At 67.8% G+C, this 26032-nt stretch carries 30 protein-coding genes and 1 tRNA gene; 20 read left to right on the top strand and 11 right to left on the bottom strand.

Annotation, left to right across the window (positions count from 1 at the left end; genetic code table 11):
- Nucleotides 1–126 precede the first annotated feature (126 nt).
- The 3 genes from MMB92_RS10315 (at nucleotide 127) to MMB92_RS10305 (ending at nucleotide 1932) form a co-directional block, all read left to right on the top strand.
- Nucleotides 127–444 (top strand): YkgJ family cysteine cluster protein, encoded by a 318-nt coding sequence (locus MMB92_RS10315; protein ID WP_012492897.1) that lies wholly within the window; start codon nucleotides 127–129, stop codon nucleotides 442–444.
- Nucleotides 441–1022, top strand: a complete 582-nt coding sequence (locus MMB92_RS10310) for a DUF1439 domain-containing protein (protein ID WP_006496624.1) — start codon at nucleotides 441–443, stop codon at nucleotides 1020–1022. Before MMB92_RS10315 ends, MMB92_RS10310 begins: the two co-directional genes overlap by 4 nt.
- A gap of 79 nt (nucleotides 1023–1101) precedes the next feature.
- Entirely contained in the window at nucleotides 1102–1932 is an 831-nt protein-coding gene (locus tag MMB92_RS10305; RefSeq protein ID WP_006488560.1) for an undecaprenyl-diphosphate phosphatase, read from the top strand.
- A 93-nt stretch (nucleotides 1933–2025) separates the two neighbouring features.
- Here the strand turns inward: MMB92_RS10305 and trmB are convergent, their stop codons facing one another.
- The 3 genes from trmB to MMB92_RS10290 all read right to left on the bottom strand — a co-directional run bounded on the left by trmB (nucleotide 2026) and on the right by MMB92_RS10290 (nucleotide 4761).
- Complete coding sequence (trmB, locus tag MMB92_RS10300) at nucleotides 2026–2802, bottom strand: tRNA (guanosine(46)-N7)-methyltransferase TrmB (RefSeq protein WP_062884720.1); 777 nt, start codon at nucleotides 2800–2802, stop codon at nucleotides 2026–2028.
- 343 nt (nucleotides 2803–3145) lie between these two features.
- Complete coding sequence (gene uraD, locus MMB92_RS10295) at nucleotides 3146–3673, bottom strand: 2-oxo-4-hydroxy-4-carboxy-5-ureidoimidazoline decarboxylase (protein ID WP_006488536.1); 528 nt, start codon at nucleotides 3671–3673, stop codon at nucleotides 3146–3148.
- A 149-nt stretch (nucleotides 3674–3822) separates the two neighbouring features.
- Nucleotides 3823–4761, bottom strand: coding sequence for a LysR substrate-binding domain-containing protein (locus MMB92_RS10290; protein WP_062884785.1), 939 nt, complete (start codon nucleotides 4759–4761; stop codon nucleotides 3823–3825).
- Between the two features lie 358 nt (nucleotides 4762–5119).
- Here MMB92_RS10290 and MMB92_RS10285 point away from each other — a divergent pair, with 358 nt between their 5' ends.
- The 5 genes from MMB92_RS10285 to MMB92_RS10265 all read left to right on the top strand — a co-directional run bounded on the left by MMB92_RS10285 (nucleotide 5120) and on the right by MMB92_RS10265 (nucleotide 8565).
- Complete coding sequence (locus MMB92_RS10285; RefSeq protein WP_264832366.1) at nucleotides 5120–6460, top strand: MFS transporter; 1341 nt, start codon at nucleotides 5120–5122, stop codon at nucleotides 6458–6460.
- A gap of 2 nt (nucleotides 6461–6462) precedes the next feature.
- Complete coding sequence (gene uraH, locus MMB92_RS10280; protein WP_006496621.1) at nucleotides 6463–6984, top strand: hydroxyisourate hydrolase; 522 nt, start codon at nucleotides 6463–6465, stop codon at nucleotides 6982–6984.
- 47 nt (nucleotides 6985–7031) lie between these two features.
- Entirely contained in the window at nucleotides 7032–7367 is a 336-nt protein-coding gene (gene uraH, locus MMB92_RS10275; protein ID WP_006488577.1) for a hydroxyisourate hydrolase, read from the top strand.
- Nucleotides 7368–7389: 22 nt separating this feature from the next.
- Nucleotides 7390–7857, top strand: coding sequence for a nucleoside deaminase (locus tag MMB92_RS10270; RefSeq protein WP_006488558.1), 468 nt, complete (start codon nucleotides 7390–7392; stop codon nucleotides 7855–7857).
- A gap of 375 nt (nucleotides 7858–8232) precedes the next feature.
- Nucleotides 8233–8565: a hypothetical protein gene (locus MMB92_RS10265; RefSeq protein WP_277562679.1), complete on the top strand. Its 333-nt coding sequence runs from the start codon at nucleotides 8233–8235 to the stop codon at nucleotides 8563–8565.
- Nucleotides 8566–8759: 194 nt separating this feature from the next.
- On the opposite strand, the gene MMB92_RS10260 is transcribed toward MMB92_RS10265, so the two are convergent.
- A tRNA-Gly gene (locus MMB92_RS10260) sits at nucleotides 8760–8834 on the bottom strand.
- A 315-nt stretch (nucleotides 8835–9149) separates the two neighbouring features.
- Between MMB92_RS10260 and MMB92_RS10255 the strand changes: the two genes are divergently transcribed.
- The 3 genes from MMB92_RS10255 to MMB92_RS10245 all read left to right on the top strand — a co-directional run bounded on the left by MMB92_RS10255 (nucleotide 9150) and on the right by MMB92_RS10245 (nucleotide 12010).
- Nucleotides 9150–10067, top strand: coding sequence for an Imm72 family immunity protein (locus MMB92_RS10255; protein ID WP_264832368.1), 918 nt, complete (start codon nucleotides 9150–9152; stop codon nucleotides 10065–10067).
- A gap of 89 nt (nucleotides 10068–10156) precedes the next feature.
- Nucleotides 10157–10501 carry a cupin domain-containing protein gene (locus MMB92_RS10250; RefSeq protein ID WP_006496617.1) on the top strand — a complete coding sequence of 115 codons (345 nt, stop codon included), beginning with the start codon at nucleotides 10157–10159 and terminating at the stop codon, nucleotides 10499–10501.
- Nucleotides 10502–10828: 327 nt separating this feature from the next.
- The gene (locus MMB92_RS10245) at nucleotides 10829–12010 is read left to right on the top strand and encodes an enolase C-terminal domain-like protein (RefSeq protein ID WP_212066608.1); all 1182 of its coding nucleotides are present in this window, start codon (nucleotides 10829–10831) and stop codon (nucleotides 12008–12010) included.
- Here MMB92_RS10245 and MMB92_RS10240 read toward each other — a convergent pair.
- Entirely contained in the window at nucleotides 12007–12633 is a 627-nt protein-coding gene (locus tag MMB92_RS10240) for a LysE family transporter (RefSeq protein ID WP_084750724.1), read from the bottom strand. The genes MMB92_RS10245 and MMB92_RS10240 overlap by 4 nt on opposite strands.
- A 54-nt stretch (nucleotides 12634–12687) precedes the next feature.
- Nucleotides 12688–13632, bottom strand: a complete 945-nt coding sequence (locus tag MMB92_RS10235; RefSeq protein ID WP_264832369.1) for a LysR substrate-binding domain-containing protein — start codon at nucleotides 13630–13632, stop codon at nucleotides 12688–12690.
- 182 nt (nucleotides 13633–13814) lie between these two features.
- On the opposite strand from MMB92_RS10235, the gene MMB92_RS10230 reads away from it, so the two are divergent.
- From MMB92_RS10230 to scpB, 3 genes are read left to right on the top strand one after another with little or no spacing between them, the layout of a single operon-like run.
- Complete coding sequence (locus MMB92_RS10230; protein ID WP_212111120.1) at nucleotides 13815–15137, top strand: MFS transporter; 1323 nt, start codon at nucleotides 13815–13817, stop codon at nucleotides 15135–15137.
- 59 nt (nucleotides 15138–15196) lie between these two features.
- A complete protein-coding gene (locus MMB92_RS10225) occupies nucleotides 15197–16420 on the top strand; it encodes a CaiB/BaiF CoA-transferase family protein (RefSeq protein WP_084750718.1) in 1224 nt (407 codons plus the stop codon).
- On the top strand, nucleotides 16417–17226 hold the full coding sequence (scpB, locus tag MMB92_RS10220) for a methylmalonyl-CoA decarboxylase (protein ID WP_006496612.1): 810 nt from the start codon (nucleotides 16417–16419) through the stop codon (nucleotides 17224–17226). The genes MMB92_RS10225 and scpB overlap by 4 nt, the downstream gene beginning before the upstream one ends.
- Before the next feature lie 168 nt (nucleotides 17227–17394).
- Here the strand turns inward: scpB and MMB92_RS10215 are convergent, their stop codons facing one another.
- On the bottom strand, nucleotides 17395–18150 hold the full coding sequence (locus tag MMB92_RS10215) for a DeoR/GlpR family DNA-binding transcription regulator (RefSeq protein ID WP_084750715.1): 756 nt from the start codon (nucleotides 18148–18150) through the stop codon (nucleotides 17395–17397).
- Nucleotides 18151–18231: 81 nt separating this feature from the next.
- Between MMB92_RS10215 and MMB92_RS10210 the strand changes: the two genes are divergently transcribed.
- The 5 genes from MMB92_RS10210 to MMB92_RS10190 all read left to right on the top strand — a co-directional run bounded on the left by MMB92_RS10210 (nucleotide 18232) and on the right by MMB92_RS10190 (nucleotide 21201).
- Nucleotides 18232–18831: an NUDIX domain-containing protein gene (locus MMB92_RS10210; protein ID WP_006496610.1), complete on the top strand. Its 600-nt coding sequence runs from the start codon at nucleotides 18232–18234 to the stop codon at nucleotides 18829–18831.
- Entirely contained in the window at nucleotides 18828–19208 is a 381-nt protein-coding gene (locus MMB92_RS10205; protein ID WP_006496609.1) for an NUDIX hydrolase, read from the top strand. The genes MMB92_RS10210 and MMB92_RS10205 overlap by 4 nt, the downstream gene beginning before the upstream one ends.
- Nucleotides 19209–19391: 183 nt before the next feature.
- Nucleotides 19392–20258, top strand: a complete 867-nt coding sequence (locus MMB92_RS10200) for a Sir2 family NAD-dependent protein deacetylase (RefSeq protein ID WP_277562678.1) — start codon at nucleotides 19392–19394, stop codon at nucleotides 20256–20258.
- A 181-nt stretch (nucleotides 20259–20439) separates the two neighbouring features.
- A complete protein-coding gene (crcB, locus tag MMB92_RS10195; protein ID WP_006488542.1) occupies nucleotides 20440–20826 on the top strand; it encodes a fluoride efflux transporter CrcB in 387 nt (128 codons plus the stop codon).
- A 24-nt stretch (nucleotides 20827–20850) separates the two neighbouring features.
- Nucleotides 20851–21201 (top strand): DUF190 domain-containing protein, encoded by a 351-nt coding sequence (locus MMB92_RS10190; protein ID WP_062910922.1) that lies wholly within the window; start codon nucleotides 20851–20853, stop codon nucleotides 21199–21201.
- Between the two features lie 13 nt (nucleotides 21202–21214).
- Here the strand turns inward: MMB92_RS10190 and MMB92_RS10185 are convergent, their stop codons facing one another.
- Both MMB92_RS10185 and MMB92_RS10180 read right to left on the bottom strand, forming a co-directional pair.
- Entirely contained in the window at nucleotides 21215–21778 is a 564-nt protein-coding gene (locus tag MMB92_RS10185; RefSeq protein WP_006488584.1) for a YggT family protein, read from the bottom strand.
- A gap of 75 nt (nucleotides 21779–21853) precedes the next feature.
- Nucleotides 21854–22783, bottom strand: coding sequence for a DUF2520 domain-containing protein (locus MMB92_RS10180; protein ID WP_264832371.1), 930 nt, complete (start codon nucleotides 22781–22783; stop codon nucleotides 21854–21856).
- A 515-nt stretch (nucleotides 22784–23298) separates the two neighbouring features.
- Here MMB92_RS10180 and MMB92_RS10175 point away from each other — a divergent pair.
- Nucleotides 23299–23595: a hypothetical protein gene (locus tag MMB92_RS10175; protein WP_006488565.1), complete on the top strand. Its 297-nt coding sequence runs from the start codon at nucleotides 23299–23301 to the stop codon at nucleotides 23593–23595.
- A 118-nt stretch (nucleotides 23596–23713) separates the two neighbouring features.
- Here the strand turns inward: MMB92_RS10175 and MMB92_RS10170 are convergent, their stop codons facing one another.
- Nucleotides 23714–24382: a LysE family transporter gene (locus tag MMB92_RS10170; protein ID WP_048985380.1), complete on the bottom strand. Its 669-nt coding sequence runs from the start codon at nucleotides 24380–24382 to the stop codon at nucleotides 23714–23716.
- Nucleotides 24383–24440: 58 nt separating this feature from the next.
- Entirely contained in the window at nucleotides 24441–25997 is a 1557-nt protein-coding gene (locus MMB92_RS10165) for a UbiD family decarboxylase (RefSeq protein WP_058901927.1), read from the bottom strand.
- Nucleotides 25998–26032 lie beyond the last annotated feature (35 nt).

Here is a 26032-nt window from a genome sequence, read left to right as displayed (position 1 = left end):
TCGGGCTGCATTGTGTAATAACGTCGCAGCGGGCGATGGCACAATGCGGGGTGGGGCTGCCGGACGCCGCGTCCGGTTGCCGCACCGTTTTTCGTTGTTCGTCGAGAGAGCCGAGTGTCCGTCGAAATGCCTGTCCGTCCGGCACCCGCCGAAGTTCCGCCGCCGCATGCGTGCCGCGAGGGCTGCGGCGCGTGCTGCATCGCGCCGTCGATTTCCAGCCCGATTCCGGGCATGCCCGACGGCAAGCCGGCCGGCGTGCGCTGCGTGCAGCTCGGCGACGACCTGCGCTGCATGATCTTCGGCCGGCCCGAGCGCCCCGCGTGCTGTTCCGGGCTGCAGCCGTCCGCCGACATGTGCGGCGCGTCGCGCGACGACGCGCTCGCGTGGCTCACGCGCCTCGAGGCCGCGACGCGGCCGGCGCATCCAGGAGAGGGTTCAGCATGACCGTTGCTCGCGCGCCCGGCCGGCGCCGTTTTCTCGCTGCCGCCATCGGCGCCGTCGGCGTGTGCGTATCGCTTGCCGCCTGCGCGTCGACGTTCCCGTTCATTCCCGATCACTACACGTTCTCGCGCGGCGACGTGCAGAAGGCCGTCGCGCGCAAGTTTCCTTACCAGAAGACGGTCGCGCAGGTGGTCGACGTGTCGCTCGCGAACCCGGCCGTCAACCTGCTGCCCGACCAGAACCGCGTCGCCGTGCAGCTCGACGCCCATTTCGCGAGCCCGTTCCTGCGCGGGCCCGTGAGCGGCAAGTTCACCGTGTCGGGCCAGCTCGCGTACGACGCGCCGAGCCGCTCGGTCGTGCTGAAGGCGCCGGCCGTCGACAGCCTCGTGCTCGACGGCGATGCGCAGATGTACGCGCAGCAGGTCGGCGCGGCCGCCGGCCTGCTGGCGACGCAGCTGCTGACCAACTATCCGATCTACACGTTCAAGCCCGAACAGCTGCAATTTGCCGGGGTGAACTACGAACCCGGTACAATTACGATTCTTACAAACGGCATACGCGTGGCGATCGTCGAAAAGTGACGACGGCGCGCGCACGGCCGGGCGGGCCGCGCGCGCAAGAGTGGCCTTTTCTTTCGACCATTTCGGAGTTGGGCCACGGATGGACTGGATCCTGATCTGCAAGGCATTGATCCTCGGCGTCGTCGAGGGGCTGACGGAATTCCTGCCGGTGTCGAGCACCGGTCACCTGATCGTCGCGGGCAGCTTCCTGAATTTCAACGATTCGCACGCGAAGACGTTCGACGTCGTGATCCAGTTCGGCGCGATCCTCGCGGTCTGCTGGGAATACCGGCAGCGGATCGTATCCGTCGTGTCGGGGCTGCCGAGCCGGCCGGATGCGCAGCGCTTCACGCTGAACGTCGTGATCGCGACGATTCCCGCGATCGCCCTCGGCCTCCTGTTCGAGAAGAAGATCAAGGCCGTGCTGTTCTCGCCGGTGCCCGTCGCGTTCGCGCTCGTCGTGGGCGGTGCGATCATCCTGTGGGCCGAGGCGCGGCAGCGCGAACGCAGCGAGCCACCGCGCGTGCTGTCGGTCGATGCGCTGACGCCGCTCGACGCGTTCAAGGTCGGGATCGCGCAGTGCTTCGCGCTGGTGCCCGGCATGTCGCGCTCGGGCTCGACGATCATCGGCGGGATGCTGTTCGGTCTCGACCGCCGGGTGGCCACCGAATTCTCGTTCTTCCTCGCGATCCCGATCATCTTCGGGGCGACGCTGTACGAAACCGTCAAGGACTGGCAGGCGTTCACCGTCGATTCGCTCGGGCTGTTCGCGCTCGGGCTCGTCGCCGCGTTCGTCAGCGCGTTCGTGTGCGTGCGCTGGCTGCTGCGCTACGTCGCGACGCACGACTTCACGGTATTTGCGTGGTACCGGATCGCGTTCGGGCTGTTCGTGCTGCTGGTGGGTTACAGCGGGTGGTTGAACTGGGCGTGATGCCGAGCATGGGCCGATGCGCGGGCCCATGAAAAAGCCCGACCGGCGAGAGATGCCGGTCGGGCTTTTTCATTTTGCGTGGGGCGAACCCGCTCAGCCTGCGCGCTTGCGGAACACCAAGTCCCACACGCCGTGGCCGAGCCGCAGCCCGCGCCGTTCGAATTTCGTCACCGGGCGGTAGTCGGGGCGCGGTGCGTAATCGGCGGCGGTGTTTTCGAGCGTCGGTTCCGCGCCGAGCACGTCGAGCATCTGCTCCGCGTAATTCTGCCAGTCGGTCGCGCAGTGCAGGTAAGCGCCGGGTTTCAGGCGCGATGCGAGATGCGCGACGAGCGGCGGCTGGATCAGCCGGCGCTTGTGGTGACGCGCCTTGTGCCACGGATCGGGGAAGAAGATGTGCACGCCGTCGAGGCTTTCCGGCGCGAGCATGTGCTCGAGCACCTCGACCGCGTCGTGCTGGATGATGCGGATGTTCGACAGATCCTGCTCGCCGATCAGCTTCAGCAGCGCGCCGACGCCCGGCTCGTGCACCTCGACGCCGAGGAAGTCGTCGCCCGGGCGGTGCGCGGCGATTTCCGCGGTCGACGCGCCCATCCCGAAACCGATCTCGAGGATACGCGGTGCGCTGCGGCCGAAGATCGCGTCCCAGTCGGGCAGCTCCGGCGCATACGGGACCACGAAGCGCGGGCCGAATTCGTCGAGCGCACGGCGCTGGCCGGTCGACACGCGGCCGGCGCGCGTCACGAAGCTGCGGATGCGGCGGCGGTGCAGCGGGTTGACTTCGTCGGCGCCTTCGGCGGCTTGGTCGGCTTCGTCGGGAATGGCGTCGTCGTGCGGCGGCAGGCCGGCTTCGTTCGGATCGTCGTGCATCATCGGTACAGAGAAAGGCTCGGTTCGGGCGAGGGCATCGGGCGCGCGGGAAGCGCCGGCGCGGTACAAAAAAGCCGCCTTCGACGAGGCGGCTGGCGCGCGGTTGCGGAACGTGGCGACGGGAGCGGCGATACGCCGTCAAGCCGTTGATCCTTAAGGATTTCCCGTTCGGCCAACCGGAAAGAGCCGGATTATGGACTGGTTTGATCGGGCTGGCAAGGTTGTGCGGGTCGCCGCCGGCGCGCCGCTCGCCCGGCCGGGCGCGCTCCGGGCCGGGGTCAAATGGCCCGAGGGCCGACGCGCATGCTGCTTCGGCCCTCGTTTCCGCGACCGGGCACGGCGTGCGTCACGCGACGCGCTGATCGAGCCGGCGGCGCGTGATCGCCTTGATCTGGTTCAGCGCGTAGTCGAGTTCGAAGGCGGTGTCGCGCGCCACCCGGCTTTCCAGTTCGAAGAAGATGCCGGCCTTCGTGTAGTGGCGCACGCAGATGATGAACGGGAAACCGTGTTGCTCGCGATACGCGCGGTTCATCCGCTGCAGGCGGATTTCCTCGTCGTCGGTCAGCGCGTCGAGACCGGCGCTCGTCTGTTCGCTGACCGATGCGTGCGTCAGCCCGCCGCCGCGGACCGCCTGTGCCGACAGCTCCGGATGGCGATCGAAGAATGCCTTTCTCGCGTCGATGCTGCGCGCGCGGATGCTGGCCATCATCGCGTCGTGCAGCGCGTCGACCGACGCGAACGGGCGCGCTGCCCATGCGGCTTCGGCGACGTCCGGCGAGTGCTCGAAGATGTCGCCGAGGGCTTGAACGAACTGGTCCTTCGTCATCGCGTTGAGCGCGGCGAGGTGGGTGGTGTCGAGTGGAGTCGATGACATCGTCTGCAGGAACCTTCGAGCGGGAATGGAGGTTCCGAGTATAGGAATCGCGCCGGTCCGACCAGAAGTGGGCAAGACCTATTGGCCGTATACCAGTCGACGCATCGACCCCGCATGCCGGCCGTTGCAGGCCTGCCGCGTGGTGCGCGTCACGCGGTGCCGGCGATCGACGTCAGCCGCTCGCCGCTGTCCGACAGCAGGCCGCGCAGCCACGCGTGCGCGTTCGAGCGATGCTTGTTCGGATGCCACAGCACGTAGAAGCGCATCAGCGGAAAGTTGAACGGCGCGGGGCGGATCAGCAGCGGCAGGCGGCGCGTGTAGTAGGCCGCGAAATGCCGCGCGGTGGTCAGGATCAGGTCGGACTCGCTGACGAGGTACGGCGCGAGACTGAAGTACGGGCACGACATCTGCCGGCCGCGGCTCAGGCGCAACGTCGCGAGCGAACTTTCCACGACGCCGCGCTGCGAGCTCGAATAGGGCAGCGGCACCAGGTGCGACGCGTCGATATAGCTTTCGGCGGTCAGCCTGCCGGGCTTTGCGAGCGGATTGTCCTTCGACATCAGGCAGACGATTTCGTCCTCCAGCAGCACGTTCATGTGCAGATGCTCGGGCGGCGTCGGCCAGTTGCCGATCACCACGTCGACCTGTCCTTCCGCGAGCGCTTTCTCGTAGTCGTAGTCGGTCCCCATCGGCAGCGTCACGAGCTTCGCGTTCGGCGCGTGCTGGCGGAACCGCCGCGCCAGGTCCGCGAAGAACGGCGGTGCGAGGTAGTCGGGCATCGCGATCGTGAACGTGCGGTCGGTGCGCTGCGGATCGAAGGCGTCGTCGGCGCTGAACATCTTGTCGAGCGCGTTGAGCGCGACCCGCGCGTCCTGCGCGAGCTGCAGCGCGCGCTCGGTGGGCACCATCTCGTTCTTTTCGCGCGTGAGCAGCGGATCGTCGAACAGCTTGCGCAAGCGTTTCAGCGCGCTGCTGAGCGCGGGTTGCGACTGATTCATCCGGATCGCCGTGCGCGACACGCTGCGTTCCTCGACCAGCGTACAGAGCACGCGAAGCAGGTAGGTGTCGAGCGGGTCGTCGTGGCGCATGGTGATTTCGGGTTCGTTGAGCGGCTCCACTTTGCCGTCGAGTGCCGAACGGCGTCAACGGGGCGTGCGGCAATGGCGAGATGGCAGGGAGCGGCGCCGAGCCGGGCGAAACGATCGCCGCGCATGACGGGTGACGCCCCGCGAAGCGGTACGGGGCGGCCAGCAGCGCGGTTTGCTATGGGGCCTATAACAACCCGCGCCTGTCTGCTGCGGGAGCCCTGCGATATGGTCGGGCTTCACAACAAGATCACGGCCTTGCAAGCCGCCGATGCTCGACCCGATCCGCCGCATGGCATGGCCGCGGGACGGGCGCTCGCGTCGCCGGTGCAGCGCGGCCGCGTCATTTCAGGAGACACCTGTGTCGGTCACGGAACAGCATTCGTCAGTCTATTCGGCGGTCGAGCCGACGCTCGAGGAGCACGTCTACCGCAAGGTGTCGTGGCGCCTTCTGCCGTTTCTCTGCGCTTTGTGGGTGCTCGCGTGGCTGGACCGCGTGAACATCGGCTTCGCGAAGCTGCAGATGCTCGATACGCTCAAATTCAGCGAGGCCGTCTACGGGCTCGGCGCCGGCATCTTCTTTCTCGGCTACTTCTTCTTCGAAGTGCCATCGAACGCGTTGCTGCAGAAGATCGGCGCGAAGAAGACCATCATGCGCATCACGATCGGCTGGGGGATCATCTGCATCCTGCAGTCGTTCATCAAGACGCCGACGCAGTTCTACATCCTGCGCTTTCTGCTCGGCGCATTCGAAGCCGGCTTCTACCCGGGCATCATCCTGTACCTCACCTACTGGTATCCGAGTTCGCGGCGTGCGAAGGCATTCGGCACCTTCATGTCGGCGTCGGCGATCGCCGGCGTGCTCGGCGGCCCGCTGGCCGGCAGCATCATGACGTCGCTCGACGGTGCGCACGGCTTCCACGGCTGGCAATGGCTGTTCGTCATCGAGGGCATCCCGTCGGTGCTGGCGGGCGTCGTCGCGTACTTCTACATGACCGACCGGCCCGAGCAGGCGACGTGGCTGTCCGTTGCCGAGCAGCAGGTCGTGCGCAACGCGCTGGATGCGGACAAACGCGAGCTCGGCGAGCGCGGCCACGACTGGCGCACGCTGTTCCGTAATCCGAAGGTGTGGCTGCTGATCGCGATCTTCTTCTGCCTGCTGTGCGCGAACTCCGCGCTGACGTTCTGGATTCCGACGATCATTCGCGACTCGGGCTTCGGTGCGGCGGTGGTGATCGGCTGGATCGCCGCGCTGGCTTACGTGTTCGGCGCGGCGGGGATGATCCTGAACGGCGCGCGTTCCGACCGGAACCAGGAAGTGCGCTGGCATTTCGCGGTGCCCGCCGGATGCGGCGCACTGGCGATGGCGGCGATGGCTGTGCTGCTCGGGATGCCCGGTGTCGCGCCTGCGTTCACGATCGCCGCGATGATCATCGCGCTGGCCGGCACGATGAGCGCGATTCCGGTGTTCTGGCAATTGCCGAACCTGTATCTGGCGGGCAGTGCGGCGGCGATCGGCGTCGCGCTGATCAATTCGGTATCGAACCTCGCCGGCTTCGGTGCGCCGTACGTGCTCGGGCTCGTCAAGAGCGCGACCGGCAGTCTCGCGCCGGGCCTCTACCTCGTCGCGGCGATCGAGCTGATGGCCGCCGTCCTGGTCGTGACCGCCATCGTGCAGGCCCGAAAGTCGAAGGAGTCCTGATCATGAGCGACATCATCAAGCGTGAGCGCCGGCAGTTCGTGATGGCGTCGATGGCCGCGGCCGGCGGCGTGCTGCTGGCCGGCCGTGTACAGGCCGCGACGCTGCCGGCGGGGCAGGGCGATGCCTTGCAACCCGCGCAGGCTGCCGATCCGATTTCGCAGCATGGCGCGAGCCCGCGGCTGACCATCCACCTGCTCGATACCTACCATGGTGCGCCGGCAGCCGGCATGCACGTCGAGTTTTCGCGGATCGAGAAGGGCGAATCCGTGTCGATCCGCACCGCAGTCCTCAACCGGAGCGGACGGACCGACGCACCGTTGCTGATCGGCGATACGTACGTGGCCGGCGACTACGAGCTGCTGATGCGTGTCGACGATTACTTCCGGACGAAGGGCGTGCGGTTGCCGTCGCCGGCGTTCCTGTCCGAGGTGCCGATCCGCTTCCGCATCACCGATGCATCGGTGCGGCTGCATTTGCCCGTGCAGTTCGGGCCGTGGAACTACACGTACTACCGCGGCAGCTGAGCGGCAGGTTCTTTGCGGATTCCCCCGACCCGAATTGGAGCAAGCGAATGGCTGGCATCAGCACCCATGTTCTCGACCTGACGACCGGCAAGCCGATCGGCGGCGTGCCGATCGAGCTCTACGACCTGAGCGTGACGCCGCCGCGTCTGCTGAAGCGGACGGTCAGCAACGCCGACGGGCGCACCGACGCGCCGATGTTGAGCAGCGAAGCAGCCCGGGCCGGGCAGTTCGAACTGCGTTTCTCGATCGGCACGCATTTCAACGACGCGAGCGCGCTGTCCGACGTCGTGCCGATCCGTTTCACCGTATTCGATCCGGCACAGCACTATCACGTGCCGCTGCTCTGCTCGCCGTGGTCGTTCTCGACGTACCGCGGCAGTTGACCTCACCTGAATGGAGAAGCCGATGTCTCATACCGAAACCTACCTCGTCGATTCGATCCGTCTCGCGATGGAGAACGTGCGCGAACGCAAGACCTGGCCGTTCGGCGCCGTGCTCGTGCGCGACGGCAAGGTGCTCGCGCGTTCGGTCAACGAAGTGGAGGCGACGTGCGACCCGAGCGCGCATGCCGAGATGCAGGCCGTGCGTGCCGCCAGCAAGGCGCTCGGCAGCACCGATTTGAGCGGCGCGGTGATGTACGCGAGCGGGTATCCGTGTTCGATGTGCCTGTCGGCGATGTATCTGGCGGGCGTCAGCGAGGTGTATTACGCGTATTCGAACGAGGACGGCGAGCCATACGACCTGTCGGCCGCGCGCGGGTATGTGGAGATTGCGCGGCCGCTGCACGAGCGCGAGATGAAGCTGGTTTATCACCGTGCGCGTGATGACGGGCCCGATCTGTACGAGGCCTGGCAAGTGGCGCAGGGTAGCTGAGTGATCGGCTCGCGCGACGCAAGGTTGACCGGTGCCGGCGCTGACGGCGCACTCCCTGGCACTGGTTTTAGGACACGCTTTCCCGGTGACGGAGGGCGTGTCCTTTTTTCTTGGTGCGGACCGTGGTTGCACGGCCATGTCTCGCTGCGGGGCGATTGAGTAGAATCGCTGACGCAGCCGGCATGGCTGGACGTGTCGGACGCGCGCGCAGCATGATGACAATGAACCGTGCGCGTTTTCAGTTCAACTGGAACGACAAGAAGCGGTAACGGCCGACATGGCGCTTCATGTTCTTCCGGTGGTTGCTTTCGCAACGGTCGTGAGAAATGATGCGTCGGCTTGAACCGCGATCAATGGCGTTTGGAGAGAAAAGCCATGAGTGAAACGATTTCCGTGCGCCGCAAGGTCGGCAGCAGCCCGGCCATGCTCGCGATGGCCGAGTGCGTGATCGCCGGTATCGCCGGCATGTCGATCGTGAATGATTCGGGGAGCTTTGCCGGTTCGTCGGGATTCGGCGCGATCGGCGCGGCGCTGGCGGTCGTGGCCCTGTGCGGCGTCGTTTCGCTCGGTGGGCTCGTTTGGGCGATAGGTGCGTTGCTCCACGCGAACGGCGATGCCCGAGCGGATGCAAGGCCGGCGTATTGCGCGATCGTGCTTCACGGTTTGCTGTGTCTGCCCATTCTCGTCGTGATTCTCGCTGCAAGGTAGAGGCGGCGTGCGCGAGGCGGCTGGAGCAGGCGCCGGATTTTTCGTCACGAACGAGCGATTGGGTGATCTTGCGACGGACGAGCGACGGAAATGCTTCGCCACACACATTCAGGGGCGGGTATCGCTGGAAGGGGGGAGATTCGGCTGCTGCCGTAAACCCTGTGAGCTTTGCGCGGCAAGGGTTTGAGAAGGACTGGAGCGGGCGATGGGAATCGAACCCACGTCATCAGCTTGGGAAGCTGAGGTAATGGCCATTATACGACGCCCGCAGAACGCGTAATTCTACAAGGATTCGAGTCGATATGGCAAGCGGGGAGTTTCGGCTGACGGTATCGAATCGAGTCCGGATCCGGGGCGGAGCGGTGGCATCGCTGGCCACCTCCATTGGTGCCGATCGGTCGAGGCTGAAGGCCTATTCCGTTGCGGCGTGTAGTATCGACGTCGGATTTCATGGCCGAGTCGCCAGCATAGGCCCGGGCATTCTTCCCGGCAGAGCGCGAACGATCGGCCAAGATCAGGCGACAGGCCGACGTGCGGCGAGCGGTGGCTCATGCCGGCAAATAGGCCACGGGCGGACAGGTTCCATGATGTTGAATGCATTGACGATCACTCCCGGGCAGGAACACGAAGCGCGGGCGAAGGCGTTCTATCTGCTCAAGCAATGGACGAGCTTCACGTTCCTCGAGTACGCCGTTGGTCTGTATCGGGATTTCCTCGGCGCCTACGCCAAACAATTGAACACACCGAGCCCAAATCAGGCAGAGCTGGAGGCCGCGTATACGCACGATTTCCTGGCGGCACTCGCGCAAATGGAGCGGGGCATTGACGCATTACGCCGAGGTCTCGACAAACGAGCGGCATACGACGCGCTGCTTGCAGGAAGTCAGCAAGGCGGCGACCTGTTGTTTGGACGGAGCGCACTTGAAATCGGCCGGAAATACGATCCGTTTTTCCATTCGCTGGGACTGAAGGACACCAGCTTCGCGGATCCCGTGTATGCCACCGGGTTCGCGGAGGGCGTATGGATCGAGAGATTGATTTGCTACGCGCTCAAGTGCACGGTCGGATCCGGTTTTACCGGGATGCTTGTATACGGAACGCGTGCGGATGGCGGAACCCATGTTTTCGAGCACTGGACCTATGAATCCATGTTCGCGGACGCGCCCCTTCCTGCGTGGCGCTATTGGCCTCCCGGTCGTGCATATCCGGCATCGCTTCCTCCGTGTCCGCCCAGGAACGAATCCGCAAGCGGCGAGATTTGCAGCGATCGGGAGATCCCTGTCGACGGTATCTGGGAGCCATGGTTTCCGGGCGGCAAGGTCGGTTGTCCGAGCTACTTCCTCGAGGGCAGCGTGGCTCACAAGTACCTGCTGGAAGGTACCAACGACGAATATGCGGTGCGCTGGCGGCTGCTGTGGGAAGACACGCGTTACCGGGATGGCAGCATTCCGACAGAGGAGGAAACCTGCCTTCCTTTGCACGCAAGCCCATGTCGAAAATAGACGAGTCGGTGTCGGAAGCATACAAGTCGCGACAACGCTTTCGAACTAACGTGACAAGCCTCTTACACGATCGTCAGTCTGGAGCCGACATGTCCGATTTCATCACCGTTCTGCGCAAAACCTGCCCGACGCCTGTCCTCGATGCGACCAAGTGGAAGCGCATTGGCGGCGATCCGCATACCGTCAACCTCAACGCGTACGTCTCGAAGGACGGCAGCAAGATCATGGGCACCTGGATCTGCACGCCGGGCAAGTTCGAGGTGAACTACGAAAAATGGGAGTACTGCCACTTCCTCGATGGTTACTGCATCATCACGCCGGAAGGCGAGGAGCCGCAGCACCTGAAAGCCGGCGACGTGTTCGTCATCGAACCCGGCATGAAAGGGACGTGGGAAGTGGTGGAGACGGTGCGCAAGTACTTCGTCTTCGCCTGAGCGGGCTGGTCGATCCAAGCATACCGTCGTCGCTCGACATCCTTCCGGTTCACGGAGCCGGGAGGGCAAGCGGCGGATGCCGGTTCAATCGGACTCGATCCGGTTCGAAAAATGGCGCGCCGAGCATGGTCACCCGCTCGGCGGCTCTCGCTATCCGACCGTACCCGGTGCTGAATTCAACGCGCGGTTGTCCGGCGGCGACACGATGACGCTCGCCGGTCGTGCACGCGGTCGCGCAAACCCCTAAGATGCAGCGATCCGTCCATCGCTTCCGCTGCAGCGCACGAATCTCCCGCCTGCGCCGGACGCCCCACCGGAACCCCGACCATGCGCATCACCGCCGTCCACGAACGCGCGATTCCCGTATCCCGCTATGCCGATCCGGCGATCCCGTCCGGCGGCCTGACCACGAGCGTCGTCGCGGTCGTCACCGACGTCGTGCGCGGCGGGCGCCCGGTGACGGGCTACGGCTACGCGTCGATCGGCCGCTTCGCGCAGGGCGGCCTGATCCGCGAACGCTTCGCGCCGCGTCTGCTCGCCGCCGCCGATACGCTCGCCGACGAAGCCGGCACGAACCTCGACCCGTTCCGCGCGTGGCGCGCGATGATGGCCGGCGAGAAGCCGGGCGGGCACGGCGAACGCTGCGTTGCGGTCGGCACGCTCGACATGGCGATCTGGGACGCCGCCGCGAAGATCGCCGATCTGCCGCTGCATCGCTTTCTCGCCGATCGTCTCCAACGCGCGGCAGCACCACGCGTGCGCGTCTACGCGGGCGGCGGCTACCGCTATCCGCATGACGATCTCGCGCGCCTGTCGGACGAGATACGACGGATCGTCGATCTCGGCTACACGCACGCGAAGATCAAGATCGGCGGGGCGAATTTCGATCAGGACCGGCGCCGCATCGACGCCGCGGCCGCGCAGTTGGCAGGCCCTTCGCATCTCGCAGTCGACGCGATGAACACGTACGACGCGACGACCGCCCACGAGGCGGCCGACATGCTCGCGCCGTTCGGCCTCTGGTGGTTCGAGGACATCTGCGACCCGCTCGACCTGCCGCTCCAGGCAGACGTCGCCACGCGATACGCACCGCCGATCGCAGCAGGCGAAGCGCTGTTTTCGCTCGCGGAAGCGAAGCTGCTCGACCGCTACGGCGGCCTGCGTGCCGACCGCGACGTGCTGGTGTTCGATCCCGTGCACAGCTACGGGCTGCCGGGCTATCTGCAGATCGTCGATCACTTCGTGTCGCGCGGCTGGCGGCGCGACGCGTTCTGGCCGCATGGGGGCCATCTGTTCTCGTTGCACGTCGTCGCGGCGCTCGGGCTTGGCGGCGCGGAAGTCAGCCCGTTCGCGTTCCAGCCGTTCAGCGGACTGGCCGATGGCGAAATCGTCGACGCGGGATACGCGCGCGTGCCGCAGGCGCCGGGTATCGGGTTCGAGCTGCATGCCCACGCGCACGACGCGTTCCGCGCGATATCGCTATCGGGCTATCGGGCCGCTGACACCTAAAGCGCGTCGATCGCGAAACGCACCGCGAAGCCGAGCATCATCACCGCGACGAAGCCATCGAGCACGCGCCACGCGAGCGTACGGGCGAACCACGCACGGCACGCGCGTGCGCCATAGACGAGCATCAGGAACCACGCCAGCGACGCAGTCATCGCGCCGATCGCAAACGGTGCGCGGGCAGACGGCGCGTGGCTCACGATCACGGTCCCGAGCAGCAGCACCGTATCGATCCACGCATACGGATTGAGCAGCGAAACCGCGGCGGTTGCGAGCAGCGTGCGCGACCGCGTGGGTTCGCTAGCGACGCGTGAGCCATCTACATGCTCAGGCTCCCGTCCGACGATCGCCGAGCGCAGCGCGAGCAGGCCGTAGCCGGCGAGATACGCGATACCGGCCCACAGCGCGGCCGCCACCACGGCGGTATGGCGCGACAGCAATGCCGACAGCCCGTGCGCGCCGAGCACGATCAGCAATGCGTCGCTGCCTGCGCAGACGAGGGCGATGGAGAGCAGGTGAGGGCTCGAAAGCGAGCGCTTGATGACGAAGGCGTCCTTGGGACCGACCGACGTGAACAGGCCTGCGCCAAGCAGCAGGCCTTCGAGGAAGGCAGAGGTGTCGAGCACGAGCGGGCCGACAACCTCTTAAGCTGAACCGGTGATGGTTACGATGGAGCCACGTTAAGGGGCGCCGGGGGGCGTTGTCAATGCCCGGCTGGCCGCCCATTCCGGCCGCTGCCCGAGCGTGTCGAACAGCCGGACGATTTCACCCTTCACCTTCTGCACCGCGTTGCTGACGAGCGCCGTGTCGTGCCAGCACAGCGACAGGTCGCGCGCGAACAGCCGGTGCGCGACCGTCGACAGCTTCAGCTTGCGCTCCTCGATCTCGACGTGCGCGGCCGTCCACGGCAGGATCGTCACGCCGAGCTGCGCCATCACGGCCGCGAACAGCAGCCCGGTCGAACTTGCCTCGAAGCTGATCTCATACGACAGGCCGGCCTCGCGCATCGCCCAGTCGACGCGGTTGCGGATCGTGTTCGGCGCGCTCGGCAGCACGAGCGGCATCCGCGCGATCGCGTCGAGCGGCACGGGGTCGTCCGGCACCGTGAATTCGGGCCACGTGATCAGGTACAGCGTTTCCGTCAGCAGCCGGTGGATCGCGATCCCGCGCGTACCGACCGCATCGACGACGATCGCGAGATCGAGCCGCGCGCGCTCGAGCAACGTGTCGAGATCGGCGCTCGGCGCTTCGATCAGCTCCAGCATGATGCCGGGAAAGCGGTCGCGCACCGCGCGGGCGAGCGGAATGGCCAGCACGCGCGCGGTGCTCGACGGCATGCCGACGGTCACGCGGCCCTGCGGCGTATCGGCGTCGCGGCGCAGCAGCTCGCGCGTGCCGTCGGCCTGGCGCAGCAGTTCGAGCGCGTGCTGGTACAGCGTGCGGCCGGCGGCGGTCGGGGCGACGCCGCGCACGCTCCGTTCGAGCAGCTGCATCCCGAGATCCTGCTCGAGATTGCGCATCTGCTGGCTCACCGCCGGCTGCGCGACGTGCAGCGCCTCGCTCGCATGCGTGACGTTGCCGCATTCGACGACCTTCACGAAATAGCGCAACTGTCTCAAGTCCATCGCCGCCGTCTCCCCGATTCACGCGCGTTTCGAGCCATAAGCCAATTCGATCGAACAAGATGAATATCATATTTTTCAGCGATCGATGGCGTTTCTATACTCGTCTCACAAAAGAGCCCGACTGCCGGCCATCCCGGACCGGACGCGGCGACGGAGCCGGCCCCGCCGGCAAGGAGACGAAGATGTTCAAGGCGATCGACGCGCCGGCGGCCGGCGCGAAGCCGCGGCGCACGCCGCTCACGCGCGAGCAGGTCAAGGGCTTCTGGGCCGTGTACGCGGGCTGGGTGCTCGACGGCGTGGATTCGGTGATCTACGCGCTCGTGCTGATTCCCGCGCTGACCGAATTGCTGCCGGCCTCCGGCATCGCGGCGACGCCCGCGAACCTCGGGATGTACGGCTCGATCCTGTTCGCGCTATTCCTGATCGGCTGGGGGCTGTCGTTCATCTGGGGGCCGCTCGCCGACCGCTTCGGCCGCGTGCGCACGCTCGCCGCGAGCATCCTGATCTATTCGGTGTTCACCGGCGCGGCCGCGTTCGTGCACGACGTGTGGGCGCTGGCCGCGTGCCGCTTGATCGCCGGGATCGGCGTCGGCGGCGAATGGGCGCTCGCCGGCACCTACGTCGCCGAGAGCTGGCCGGAAGACCGCCGCAAGATGGGCGCCGGCTACCTGCAGACGGGCTACTACTTCGGCTTCTTCATCGCGGCCTGCCTGAACTACACGATCGGCGCGACCTACGGCTGGCGCGCGATGTTCCTGTGCGGGCTGGCGCCCGCGCTGCTCGCGGTGTTCACGGTGATGCGCGTGAAAGAGCCGGGGCAGTGGCGCCGGCACGATGCGCGCGACGGCGACGTGGCCGACGCGCGGCGCGCGCATCCGCTGCGCGAGATCTTCGCGCCGGCGTTCCTGCGCCGCACGCTCACGAGCGCGAGCCTCGTCGGCGTCGCGATTGTCGGGCTGTGGGCCGGCTCCGTCTACGAGGCGAGCGCGGTCACCACGCTGGCGGCGCGCGCGGGCATCGATCACGTCGGCGCATTGCGGCTTGCGTCGATCGGCGCGGCGATCCTGTCGTGCGCGACGATCGCCGGCTGCCTGGCGGCGCCGTGGCTGTCGGAACGGCTCGGCCGGCGTACCGCGCTCGGCGTGTATTTCGCGGGGATGGCCGGCTCGATCGTGTTCGCGTTCGGCTGGGCGTTCTACCAGCCGAACGGGCTCGCGGCCTTCATGGTGTCGCTCGCGTTCCTCGGCTTCTTCGGCGGCAACTTCGCGATCTTCTCGCTGTGGCTGCCCGAGCAATATCCGACGCGCGTGCGGGCCACCGCGTTCGCGTTCAACGCGTCGGTCGGCCGCTTCATCGGCGCGGGCGTGAACTTCCTGCTCGGCGCGGCGATACACGGTTACGGATCGCTCGGCGTGCCGGTCGCGTGGACCGCGGCCGTGTTCGGGCTCGGCATCCTGATCCTGCCGTTCGCGGTCGAAACGCGGCATCAGACGCTGCCCGAATGAACGGCGCGGCAGTCGTTCGCAAACAACACACATCTCGTCATCCCTATCAGGAGTCCGGAATGCAGGCATTAACAGGAATCAGGGTCGTCGATCTGAGTCGCGCGCTGTCGGGGCCGTTCTGCTCGATGGTGCTCGCCGATCTCGGCGCCGACGTGATCAAGGTCGAGTCGGGGCCGCACGGCGACATGAGCCGCGCGTGGGGGCCGTTCGATCGCGGCGTGAGCACGTACTACCTGTCCTGCAACCGCAACAAGCGCGGCATCTGCGTGGACTTCCGGCAGCCGGCCGGCCTCGACGTCGTGCGGCGGCTGATCGCGCAGGCCGACGTCGTGATCGAGAATTTCAAGGCCGGCACGATGGACGCGATGGGGCTCGGCTACGAAGCGCTGAGCGCGCGCGACCCGCGGCTCGTGATGGGCAGCGTCACCGCGTTCGGCCCGCGCGGCCCGCTGCGCGACTGGCCGGGCTTCGACCAGATCGCGCAGGGCTATGCGGGGCTGATGAGCGTCACCGGCTTCCCGGACGGCGAGCCGACCCGCACGGGCACCGCGATCGGCGATCTCAGCTCGGGGATGTGGGTCGCGACCGGCGTGATGGCCGCGCTGTTCGAGCGCGAGCGTACCGGGCGCGGCCAGCATGTCGGCACGTCGCTGCTCGAAAGCCTCGTTGCGTTGCTGAGCGTGCACGGACAACGCTACCTGAGCCTCGGCGACGTGCCGCGCCGCACCGGCAATGCGCATGCGGTGATCGCGCCGTACGGCGTGTTCGAGACGGCCGACGGCCCGCTCAATCTCGCGCCGATCACGACCGACATGTGGTTGCGGCTGTGCCAGTTGCTGGATCTGCCCGAGCTGCCGAACGATCCGCGCTTCGCGACCAACGACGCGCGCGTCGCGCATCGCGATGAACTCAAGGCGCTGCTCGAAAGCCGGCTGCGCACGCGCGGCAAGCGCGACTGGACGCAGCGGTTCGTCGAGGCCGGGCTGCCTGCCGGGCCGATCCATACGCTCGACGAAGTGTTCGACGATCCGCAGCTCGCGCATTGCGGGCTGGTCGAGCCGGTCGCGCATCCGACGCTCGGTACGCTGCGCCAGGTCGTCACGCCGCTCGGCGGGATGGGCGACGCCGTGCCGGCGCCGCGCACGCGCCATGCGCCGCCGCTGCTCGGCGAGCATACGGTCGACGTGCTGCGCGAAGCCGGCTACGGCGACGAGGCGATCGACGCACTGCTGGCCGCGCGCACGATCTTCCAGGCGGATGCGGTGGCGGAGGCCGTGCAATGACCGACATGACGAAACACGACGCGGCGTCGACCGTGACGGTGGACCTGATCGGCGAGCGGATCGCGCGCGTGCGGTTCGCGAATCCGGCGCGACGGCATGCGCTCGACGCACCGTTGCTCGATGCGCTCGTCGCGCACCTCGATGCGCTGGCCGCACGCCGTCCGCCGCCCGTCGTGATCCTGTCGAACGACGGCAGCGGCGACGTGTGGAGCGCGGGGCACGACCTGCGCGAGCTGGCCGACGACCGCGATCCGCTCGCGTACGGCAAGCCGCTCGAACGCGCGCTGCGGCGCGTGCGGACCTATCCCGGCGCGGTGATCGCGGCGGTGGCGGGGTCGGCATGGGGCGGGGCGGTCGATCTGGTGATGAGCTGCGATCTCGTCGTGGCGGCGCGCGACGCACGCTTCGCGATGACGCCGGCGAACATCGGCCTGCCGTATTCGACGAGCGGCCTGCTGCGCTTCTACGACAACCTGCCGATCCATGTGCTGAAGGAAATGTTCTTCTGCGCGCAGCCGCTCGATGCGGAACGCGCCGCGCATCACGGGCTCGTGAACCGGCTGGCAGACGCCGGCGGGGTCGACGACGCGGCACTCGACGTCGCGCGCACGATCGCCGCGAAGGCGCCGCTCGCGGTGCACGCGGTGAAGGAGCAGTTGCGCGTGCTGCAGGATGCGCGGCCGTTGCCGGCCGATGCGTTCGAACGGATCGCCGAGTTGCGCCGGCACGCGTGCGAAGGCGCGGATTTCGACGAAGGGCTGCGTGCGTTCGCGGAACGCCGCGCGCCGGCGTTTCGCGGGATTTAGGTGGACCGGCGGGGTTTCGGTGTGACGATGGCGGCACGCGTTATGCGCCGCCGAGTATGCGCACGCCGGGGGCGATCAGCGGTCGCGCCTGAACGCGCGCGTATCGATCACGCACCGCGTCGACGCATTCGCAGTTCGATTGCGCGGGCGGCCCGCCTGTACCGCGCGCTACGCGCGCACCACCGTCACGCCCGCGGCCTCGATCGGCTTCGTCAGTGCAGCGTCGGTTTCCTGTTCGACGACGACCGTCTGCGCGAGCGTGATGTCACCGATCACGAACTGCGACGCCGCACGCAGTTTCGACTGCGACGCGAGCACCACCGTCTCGGCCGCGCGTTCGGCCAGCGCGCGCTTGATCGCCGCTTCCTCGAAATCGCCGGTGCTCAGGCCGGCGACCGGATGCACGCCCGTGACGCCCATGAAGTACAGGTCCGCATGGATGCGCGCGATGCCTTCCATCGCCGCCGCGCCGACCGCGACGATCGAGTGCTTGTAGAGCCGCCCGCCGATCAGGATCACGTCGATCGACGGATGTGCGGCCAGCGCAACCGCGACGCTCGGGCTGTGCGTGACGATCGTCGCGCGCAGGTCGGCCGGCAGTTGGCTGACGAGCAGCGCGGAGGTCGTGCCACCGTCGACGATCGCCACCTGCCCGGGCGCGATCATCTGCGCGGCCCGCCGTGCGATGCGCCGCTTCTCCTTGGCTTCGAGCGCCTCGCGCTGCGCGAACGGCGCGATGGCCGGCGACGCCGGCAGCGCGCCGCCATGCACGCGCTGCAGCAGTCCTTCGGCCGCGAGTTCGCGCAGGTCGCGGCGCACCGTGTCTTCGGATACACCGAATTGCACGCTCAGCTCGGCGGCCAGTACCTGGCCGTCGCGCGCGAGCGCATCGAGGATCGCTTTCTTGCGTTGCGTCGTCAGCATCGTGATTGCACGAAAATTCTTGAAATTGCACGAATATGCACGTTACCATGGGCGCCGTCCTTTGTCGAACCGGAGGCTGCAATGGCTGCAACGCGGGAGCGGGTGCGCATCGTCGATACGACGGTGCTGTCCGACGACTGGTATGTGCTGCGGAAGGTGACGTTCGATTTCCTGCGCCGCGACGGAACGTGGCAGCGCCTGAGCCGCGAGACCTACGATCGCGGCAACGGCGCGACGATCCTGCTGCGTCATGCCGAGACGGGCGACGTGCTGCTGACACGGCAGTTCCGGATGCCGGCGTTCGTGAGCGGGCACGACGGCATGCTGCTCGAAGCGGCCGCCGGGCTGCTCGACGACGCCACGCCCGAAGCGCGCATCCGCGCGGAAGCCGAGGAAGAGACCGGCTACCGCGTGCGCGGCGTGCGCAAGGTGTTCGAGGCATTCATGAGCCCGGGTTCCGTGACGGAGAAGCTGCATTTCTTCGTCGGCGAATACGATGCGTCGCTGCGCACCGGCGCGGGCGGCGGCGTCGCGGCAGAGGGCGAGGATCTGGAGGTCGTCGAGATGCCGCTGCAGGCGGCGCTGGACGCGGTCGAGCGCGGCGAGATCGTCGATGCGAAGACGATCATGCTGCTCCAGTACGTCGCGCTGCGGGAAACCGCTGGCGCACGCGCCGCATGACGCCGCAACTCGTGCTGGTCGCCGGCCCTTATCGCAGCGGCACGGACGGCGACCCCGCGCGCATCGCCGCGAACCTGCACCGGCTGGAAGCGGCAGCGCTCGCCGTGTATCGCCGCGGGCACGTGCCGATGATCGGCGAATGGCTGTCGTTGCCGCTCGCGGCCGCGGCCGGGTCGACGCAGGTCGGCGACGCGATCGGCGAAACGTTCCTGTATCCGGCCGCGCACCGATTGCTGCGCCGCTGCGATGCGGTGCTGCGCATCGACGGCGCGTCGCGCGGCGCGGATGCGGACGTGGCGCTGGCGCGGCAACTCGGCAAGCCGGTCTATTTCTCGGTCGACGAGATGCCGGTCGCGCAGGACGGTGCGGCTGACTGAGCAAGCGTGGGCGCCGGGTCGCGGCATCGCCGGTGCGGTGCTTGCGGACAGCCGGCGGTCGCATTGCCGGTAGCCGTACGCGCGCGGCGTCACGCGATTGCTGGGTCGATGCTGCGCGACGCCCGAACCGGCGTATGATCGCGACGCCACTCGCGCAACGTTCGACGCCACCGCTTCTCCATCATGTCGTTTTCCGATCCCGCCGATTCCGACGCCGCCGCCGCGTCGCTTCCCGCCGCTCTCGTCGCGTCCGCCGTCGACGCGCTCGCGCGCGCCGACGCCTTGCTCGTCACGGCCGGCGCGGGCATCGGCGTCGATTCCGGGCTGCCCGATTTTCGCGGTACGGACGGTTTCTGGCGTGCGTATCCGGCGCTGCGCCACGAGCGTTTCGAGTTCCACGAGATCGCGTCGCCGCACGCGTTTCGTGCGCGTGCGCCGCTCGCATGGGGGTTCTACGGGCACCGTCTCGCGCTCTACCGCGCGACGGTGCCGCACGCGGGCTTCGCGATCCTGCGTCGCTGGATCGACGCGATGCCGAACGGCGGCTTCGTGCTGACGAGCAACGTCGACGGCCAGTTCCAGAAAGCCGGCTTCGATCCGGCGCGCATCGTCGAGATCCACGGTTCGATTCATGCGATGCAGTGCCTGCGACCGTGCACGGACGACACGTGGAGCGCGGCGCCGTTCGTGCCGGTGGTCGACGAAGCGACGTGCCGCCTGGTGGGCGACATGCCGCGCTGCCCGCACTGCGGCGGGCTCGCGCGGCCGAACATCCTGATGTTCGGCGACACCGGCTGGCTCGGTGCGCACTACGACGCGCAGGAGCGCGCGCTGGAAGACTGGATCGCGCAGGCGGGGCGTGTCGCCGTGGTCGAGATCGGCGCGGGCACCGCGATTCCGACTGTGCGCCTGCTGAGCGAACGGCTCGGTGCCGACGTGATCCGCATCAACGCGCGCGAAGCGCATGCGCGCCGCGCGGACGTGATCGGGCTGAAGGGCGGTGCGCTGGCGACGCTGAACGCGCTCGATCGCGCGTGGCGCGGCGGCTGAGCACCGCGCCTCGTATCGATCGGCCGACGTCGCGCGATTGCGGCCGCGCGACGAGCGCCTGCACGAGCGCCGGCGCGCTGCCTGCCGGTTCGGGCCGCCGGCATTGCCGGTGCGGCGCGATTCCGCATACAGTTCAGCGTAGGCCGCGTCCGCCGCGCGGCGCCGTCAGTGAGGAGTGCCCTTGTTCTATTCGATCGTCGCGATCTTCGTCGGCGCCGGGCTCGGCGCGTTGCTGCGCTGGTGCCTGAGCCTCACGCTCAACGCGTTCTTTCCCGCGGTGCCGCTCGGCACGCTCGCGGCGAACCTGCTCGGCGGCTACGTGATCGGCGTGGCTGCGGTCGTATTCACGGTTCGCGTCGGGTTGCCGCCGGAGTGGCGGCTGTTCGTGATCACGGGCTTTCTCGGCGGTCTCACGACGTTCTCGACCTATTCGGTCGAAGTGATGACGCACGCGCTCGAGGGCGAATTCGGATGGGCGTTGGCGGTGGCTGCCCTACACTTGACTGGATCGTTCGCGCTGACGGCGCTCGGCATGTGGACCGCGCGCGCGTGGCTGGCTGCGGCCTGAGCGGGGCCGCCATCGGAGGGAGCGATGGACAGGGTCTTGTTGCGCTTCTATGTGCACGAGCAGCACCGGCTGCACTGGAAGCCGCTGTGGGAATGGCTGCTGGAAGAGGCGAACCGGATGGGCGTCGCGGGCGGTTCCGCGTTTCGCGCGATGGCCGGTTTCGGCCAGCATCGCGTGCTGCACGAGGATCGCTTCTTCGAGCTGCAGGGTTCGCTGGCGGTCGAGGTGGAATTCATCGTCACCGAGGACGAAGCGCAGCAGCTGCTCGAGCGGCTGTCGCGCGAGAAAGTGCGGGTGTGCTACGCGATGATGCCCGCGCAGTTCGGCGTGATCGACACGCTCGGCGCACCGCCGGCGCAGGGGCCGGCGGCGTAGGGCGTCGCGCCGATCAGATGCCGAACATCGTCAGCGACACGGCGGCGCGCGTGACGATCATCAGCAGCACCTGCACGATCACGAACAGCAGGATCGGCGACAGGTCGATGCCGCCGAGATTCGGGATCACGCGGCGCAGCGGGTTCAGGAACGGCGCGGTGAGCTGGTAGAGGATCGGCATCGCCGGCGAGCGCGGGTTGAGCCACGACAGCAGCGCCATCAGGATCGTCATCCAGATCACGAGGTTGAGCGCCCACTTCACGACGGTGAGCAGCGCGACCACGACGAGCGTCGCGATCACGGCGGCCGGATCGAAGCCGGCCATCACGACCATCAGCACGACGTAGACGAGCGCGGTGAGCAGCGCGGCGACGACGCTGGCCCAGTCGATGCCGCGTACGCCCGCGATCACGCGGCGCAGCGGCAGCACGAGCCAGTTGGTCGCCTGCAGCACGGCTTGCGTGACGGGGTTGTACGGCGGCACGCGGACGGCCTGCATCCAGACGCGCAGGATCAGCGCGGCGCCGAATAGCGTGAAGACGGTATTGAGCAGAAAACGGGCGATCTCGCCGAACATCGTTGGCATCCTTTTTATACAGTCAGTAGCGTGCGGCCGCCAACGCCGGTTGGCGGCGCATCGGCCGACACCTTATCACGCCTCGTCGCGCGACGGGGAGGGGCGCGCGGCCGCCCGTGCGAGCGAGGTTTCGACGGCTTCGGCCAGCGCCGGCAACGACGCCGGCGGCGTCGCGCGCTTCGCCGCGAGCGCGACCGCGCGGCGCGTCAGCAGCGCATACAGCGCCGCGTGATCGCCGCCGCGCGCCTCGAGCAGCGCGAGCTGGCGCTCGACGATGCCCGTGTCGCCGCGCGACACCGGGCCCGACAGCGCATTCGCGAGCCCCTTGTCGCGCGCGGTCTCGATCGTGCCGGCGAGCATCGGCAACAGCGCACGCAGCGCGGCGTCCTCGTCGAACCCGAGGCCGCGCCACAGCTCGACCGCTTCCGACAGCCCGCACAGCGCGAAGCTCGCCGCGTAGTGCGCGGCCGCGTGATACAGCATCCGGCCGCCGGCCGGGATCGACAGCGGATGGCAGCCGAGTGCGGCGGCAAGTCGCATCAGCGCCGCGTGCAGCGCGCCGTCCGCTTCGATCGTGACCGAGCAGCCGTCGATGCGCGCGAGGTCGGCGTCGGTGCCGCCGAACAGATAGAGCGGATGAAAGCCGCCGGTGGCCGCGCCTTGCTGCTTCGCCGGATCGAGCAGCGCGACCGCCGACGCGCCGCTGCAATGGACGAGCGCCTGACTGGCGGCGCGCGATGCGTCGAAGCGCAGTGCGGCGGCGCTCGACGCGAGATGATCGTCGGGCGTCGTCAGGAAGATTAGGTCGGCGGCGTCGACCACCTGCTGCGCGGTGTCGACCGCGCGGCAGCCGTCGATGCGCGCGGCGAGGCCGGCGGCCGACGCGGGCGTGCGGCTCGCGATCGCGACGACCGGGAAGCCGGCCTGCGCGAAGCGCTGCGCGACACAGCGCGCGAGGCGGCCGGCGCCGATGAAGCCGAGGCGGGGTGGGTCCGGAAGGGGCATGGCAGCTGATGTAAGCAAAAACGAAGCAACCGCCAGTATCGCAGGAATGACGGCGGTGTCGTGGAAGGCCGGTTGCGGAGCGGTCGCATGTATGAATTACCGGTAGGCGCGGCGATCTCTACGCAGGCCGACGGCCGATATCGCAGCGGCATCAGGATCATGGAATCCGACCCCGAAATGCCGAGCGCCTGCCTCCCGCTTGAAACGTCGGCATCTTGTCTCGAATTTGTAATCGTTCATTACGCATGCCGGCCGGTTGCACGCGCCGGATCCGGTAAGACTGACCGGCCGTCGTGTTGCGACCCGACTCCTCGGACGGAATCGCGCGACCCGCAAGGGTCATCGCCCGCACCGGGCGCCGCGCCGCGCGGCGGCTCCGGCCGCGTGCAATTGCAATTTGCAACAAATGCACGATACGCGCGGGGCGGGTTTTCGCTACATTGCTTGCATGCGACGTGCATGCCCGCCGTTGCCGACAGGAGCGCCTAAAATACCGCTCCAGCAGGAGAATCGAAGTGAAAAAGCTCATTCCGTTCATCGCCGCCGCCGCGCTGGGCCTGGGTGCCGCAAGCGCCGCGCAGGCTCACGTGTCGATCGGGGTCGGCATCGGTATCCCGGTCGCACCCGCGTATCCCGTCTATGCACCGCCGCCGCCCGTGTACTACGCGCCGCCGCCTCCGCCCGTGTACTACGCGCCCGCGCCGGCCTACTATGCGCCGCCGCCCGCCGTGGTCGTCGGCGGTTACTACGGTCGCCCGTACTGGCGCCATGGTTATGGCGGCTGGGGCCATCACGGCTACTGGCGTCGCTGATTCGTCCCGCGCGGCCTGACCGCGCGTGGCAAAACGGCGCAACGTCCCGCGAGGGGCGCTGCGCCGTTTTTCTTTGGGGGCGGCGATACCGTGCCCGGCTCGCGCAGGGCGGCCGCGATTACACCGCGTGCACGATCAGGTCGCGGTAGCCGCCGACGATCACGCTGTACGAGAAGTACGCGAACAGCAGCGCGGACGCGATGTGGCAGGCCCGCATCAGCCCGGCGCCCGCGCGCTTGCGGCCCTGGCTCGCGAGCGTGCACATGAACAGCGTCCATGCGAGGCCGCCGAGGAAGAAGCCCGACAGGAACACCGACGCGGTCGCCGGGGTGGTCGCACCGGCTTTCGCGATCAGCGCGCCGCCGACCGCCGCGAACCACAGGATCGCGCTCGGCGACGACATCGCGAGCAGCATCCCGCGCAGAAAGCTGCGCCGCGCGCTCGCCCGCGGCTGGGGGGCGTCGTCTGCTTCGTCGCCAGCCGCCTTGACCGGCGTCAGCGCTTCACGCGCCATCTTCCACGTGAGGAACAGCAGCACCGCGCCGCCGCCGATCCACACGATCCAGCGCACGGGTTCGAACTGCAGCAGCACGGCCATTCCCGCGAGCGCGAGCGCCGCATAGACGAGATCGCCGACGCACGACCCGAGGCCGAGCCAGAAGCCCGGCCGGAAGCCGTGCGATAGCGTGAGCGACAGCATCGCGACGTTCACGAGGCCGATGTCGAGACACAACGATAGCGACAGAAAGAATCCGTCGGACAGCATGGAGGCGGGCGGAAAGCTCATCTTCTGGGTGCTTGCGGCGATTGCGATGCGCGAGTCGGCGGGCGCCGGCCGCCTGGCGTCAGAGGCCGATCTCCTGCCACAGCCGGTCGACACGCGCCTTCACGGCCGCGTCCATCTCGATCGGGCGGCCCCATTCGCGGCTGGTTTCGCCCGGCCACTTGTTGGTCGCGTCGAGCCCCATCTTCGAGCCGAGTCCGGCCACCGGCGACGCGAAGTCGAGATAATCGATCGGCGTGCTGTCGACCATCACCGTGTCGCGCACGGGGTCGACGCGCGTCGTGATCGCCCAGATCACTTCCTTCCAGTCGCGGATGTTCACGTCCTCGTCGACGACCACGATGAACTTCGTATACATGAACTGCCGCAGGAAGCTCCACACGCCGAACATCACGCGCTTGGCATGGCCCGCGTAGCTCTTCTTCATCTGGACGATGGCCATCCGGTAGCTGCAGCCTTCGGGCGGCAGGTAGAAGTCGGTGATTTCCGTGAACTGCTTCTGCAGCAGCGGCACGAACACCTCGTTGAGCGCGACGCCGAGCACCGCGGGTTCGTCGGGCGGCTTGCCCGTGTAGGTCGAATGGTAGATCGCGTCGCGGCGCATCGTGATGCGCTCGACGGTGAACACCGGAAACCACTCCTGCTCGTTGTAATAGCCGGTGTGGTCGCCGTACGGCCCTTCGAGCGCGTGCTCGTACGCGGCCGCCGCGTTGCCGGCCGGGCGCGGCGGCGCGCCGGCCGGAGCGGGGGCAGGGGCGCCGTCCTGCGGATGAATGAAGCCTTCGAGCACGATCTCCGCGCGCGCGGGCACCTGCAGCGTGTCGACGCCGGGCGTCAGGCACTTCGCGAGCTCCGTGCGACTGCCGCGCAGCAGGCCGGCGAACTGATACTCGGACAGCGAATCGGGCACCGGCGTCACCGCGCCGAGCGTGGTGGCCGGATCGGCGCCGAGCACGACCGCGACCGGATACGGCTTGCCCGGATTTTGCAGCGCGAACTCGCGGAAATCGAGCGCGCCGCCGCGGTGCGCGAGCCAGCGCATGATCAGCTTGTTGCGGCCGATCAACTGCTGGCGGTAGATGCCGAGGTTCTGGCGCGACTTGTTCGGCCCGCGCGTGACCGTCAGGCCCCACGTGACGAGCGGCCCCGCATCGCCGGGCCAGCAGGTCTGGATCGGCAGCTTGTTCAGGTCGACGTCCGCGCCTTCCCAGACGATCTCCTGGCACGGCGGCGACGACACCGACTTCGGCGCCATGTCCCACACGGCCTTCGCGAGCGACAGCAGCTTGCCGGCATCCTTCAGGCTCTTCGGCGGATCAGGCTCCTTCAGCGCGGACAGCAGGCGCCCGAGGTCGCGCAGCGAGCCGAGCGCGGCATCGTCGCCCGCATCGACGCCCATCCCGAGCGCGACGCGGCGCGGCGTGCCGAACAGGTTGCCGAGCACCGGGAATGCATTGCCGGGCGGCGCGTTGAACAGCAGCGCGGGGCCGCCGGCGCGCAGCACGCGGTCGCACAGCTCGGTCATTTCGAGCACGGGCGACACGGGTTGCGTGACGCGCCGCAGTTCGCCGAGCGCCTCGAGGCGCTGAATGAAATCGCGTAAGTCTTTGTATTTCATGAAGAAGGTCCGGGCCGCCCGTATGCACGGGCAGC

Origin of the sequence: Burkholderia sp. IO2 (assembly GCF_029522185.1) — a bacterium.
In the GTDB taxonomy this organism is placed as follows: Bacteria; Pseudomonadota; Gammaproteobacteria; order Burkholderiales; family Burkholderiaceae; genus Burkholderia; species Burkholderia cenocepacia.
Note: the sequence above shows the minus strand (reverse complement) of the source record. Positions and strands in the feature narration are given on the sequence as shown.

Coding starts and splice junctions, on each gene's coding strand:
- MMB92_RS10210 (WP_006496610.1), top strand. CDS start 18,232: ATGGCTGCAACGCGGGAGCGGGTGCGCATCGTCGATACGACGGTGCTG.
- MMB92_RS10225 (WP_084750718.1), top strand. CDS start 15,197: ATGCAGGCATTAACAGGAATCAGGGTCGTCGATCTGAGTCGCGCGCTG.
- MMB92_RS10245 (WP_212066608.1), top strand. CDS start 10,829: ATGCGCATCACCGCCGTCCACGAACGCGCGATTCCCGTATCCCGCTAT.
- trmB (WP_062884720.1), bottom strand. CDS start 2,802: ATGATGCACGACGATCCGAACGAAGCCGGCCTGCCGCCGCACGACGAC.
- MMB92_RS10235 (WP_264832369.1), bottom strand. CDS start 13,632: ATGGACTTGAGACAGTTGCGCTATTTCGTGAAGGTCGTCGAATGCGGC.
- MMB92_RS10200 (WP_277562678.1), top strand. CDS start 19,392: ATGTCGTTTTCCGATCCCGCCGATTCCGACGCCGCCGCCGCGTCGCTT.
- MMB92_RS10270 (WP_006488558.1), top strand. CDS start 7,390: ATGTCTCATACCGAAACCTACCTCGTCGATTCGATCCGTCTCGCGATG.
- MMB92_RS10310 (WP_006496624.1), top strand. CDS start 441: ATGACCGTTGCTCGCGCGCCCGGCCGGCGCCGTTTTCTCGCTGCCGCC.
- scpB (WP_006496612.1), top strand. CDS start 16,417: ATGACCGACATGACGAAACACGACGCGGCGTCGACCGTGACGGTGGAC.
- MMB92_RS10265 (WP_277562679.1), top strand. CDS start 8,233: ATGAGTGAAACGATTTCCGTGCGCCGCAAGGTCGGCAGCAGCCCGGCC.
- MMB92_RS10190 (WP_062910922.1), top strand. CDS start 20,851: ATGGACAGGGTCTTGTTGCGCTTCTATGTGCACGAGCAGCACCGGCTG.
- MMB92_RS10185 (WP_006488584.1), bottom strand. CDS start 21,778: ATGTTCGGCGAGATCGCCCGTTTTCTGCTCAATACCGTCTTCACGCTA.
- MMB92_RS10170 (WP_048985380.1), bottom strand. CDS start 24,382: ATGAGCTTTCCGCCCGCCTCCATGCTGTCCGACGGATTCTTTCTGTCG.
- MMB92_RS10215 (WP_084750715.1), bottom strand. CDS start 18,150: ATGCTGACGACGCAACGCAAGAAAGCGATCCTCGATGCGCTCGCGCGC.
- MMB92_RS10165 (WP_058901927.1), bottom strand. CDS start 25,997: ATGAAATACAAAGACTTACGCGATTTCATTCAGCGCCTCGAGGCGCTC.
- MMB92_RS10230 (WP_212111120.1), top strand. CDS start 13,815: ATGTTCAAGGCGATCGACGCGCCGGCGGCCGGCGCGAAGCCGCGGCGC.
- MMB92_RS10305 (WP_006488560.1), top strand. CDS start 1,102: ATGGACTGGATCCTGATCTGCAAGGCATTGATCCTCGGCGTCGTCGAG.
- MMB92_RS10290 (WP_062884785.1), bottom strand. CDS start 4,761: ATGCGCCACGACGACCCGCTCGACACCTACCTGCTTCGCGTGCTCTGT.
- uraH (WP_006488577.1), top strand. CDS start 7,032: ATGGCTGGCATCAGCACCCATGTTCTCGACCTGACGACCGGCAAGCCG.
- MMB92_RS10180 (WP_264832371.1), bottom strand. CDS start 22,783: ATGCCCCTTCCGGACCCACCCCGCCTCGGCTTCATCGGCGCCGGCCGC.
- uraD (WP_006488536.1), bottom strand. CDS start 3,673: ATGTCATCGACTCCACTCGACACCACCCACCTCGCCGCGCTCAACGCG.
- uraH (WP_006496621.1), top strand. CDS start 6,463: ATGAGCGACATCATCAAGCGTGAGCGCCGGCAGTTCGTGATGGCGTCG.
- MMB92_RS10255 (WP_264832368.1), top strand. CDS start 9,150: ATGATGTTGAATGCATTGACGATCACTCCCGGGCAGGAACACGAAGCG.
- MMB92_RS10315 (WP_012492897.1), top strand. CDS start 127: ATGCCTGTCCGTCCGGCACCCGCCGAAGTTCCGCCGCCGCATGCGTGC.
- MMB92_RS10250 (WP_006496617.1), top strand. CDS start 10,157: ATGTCCGATTTCATCACCGTTCTGCGCAAAACCTGCCCGACGCCTGTC.
- MMB92_RS10205 (WP_006496609.1), top strand. CDS start 18,828: ATGACGCCGCAACTCGTGCTGGTCGCCGGCCCTTATCGCAGCGGCACG.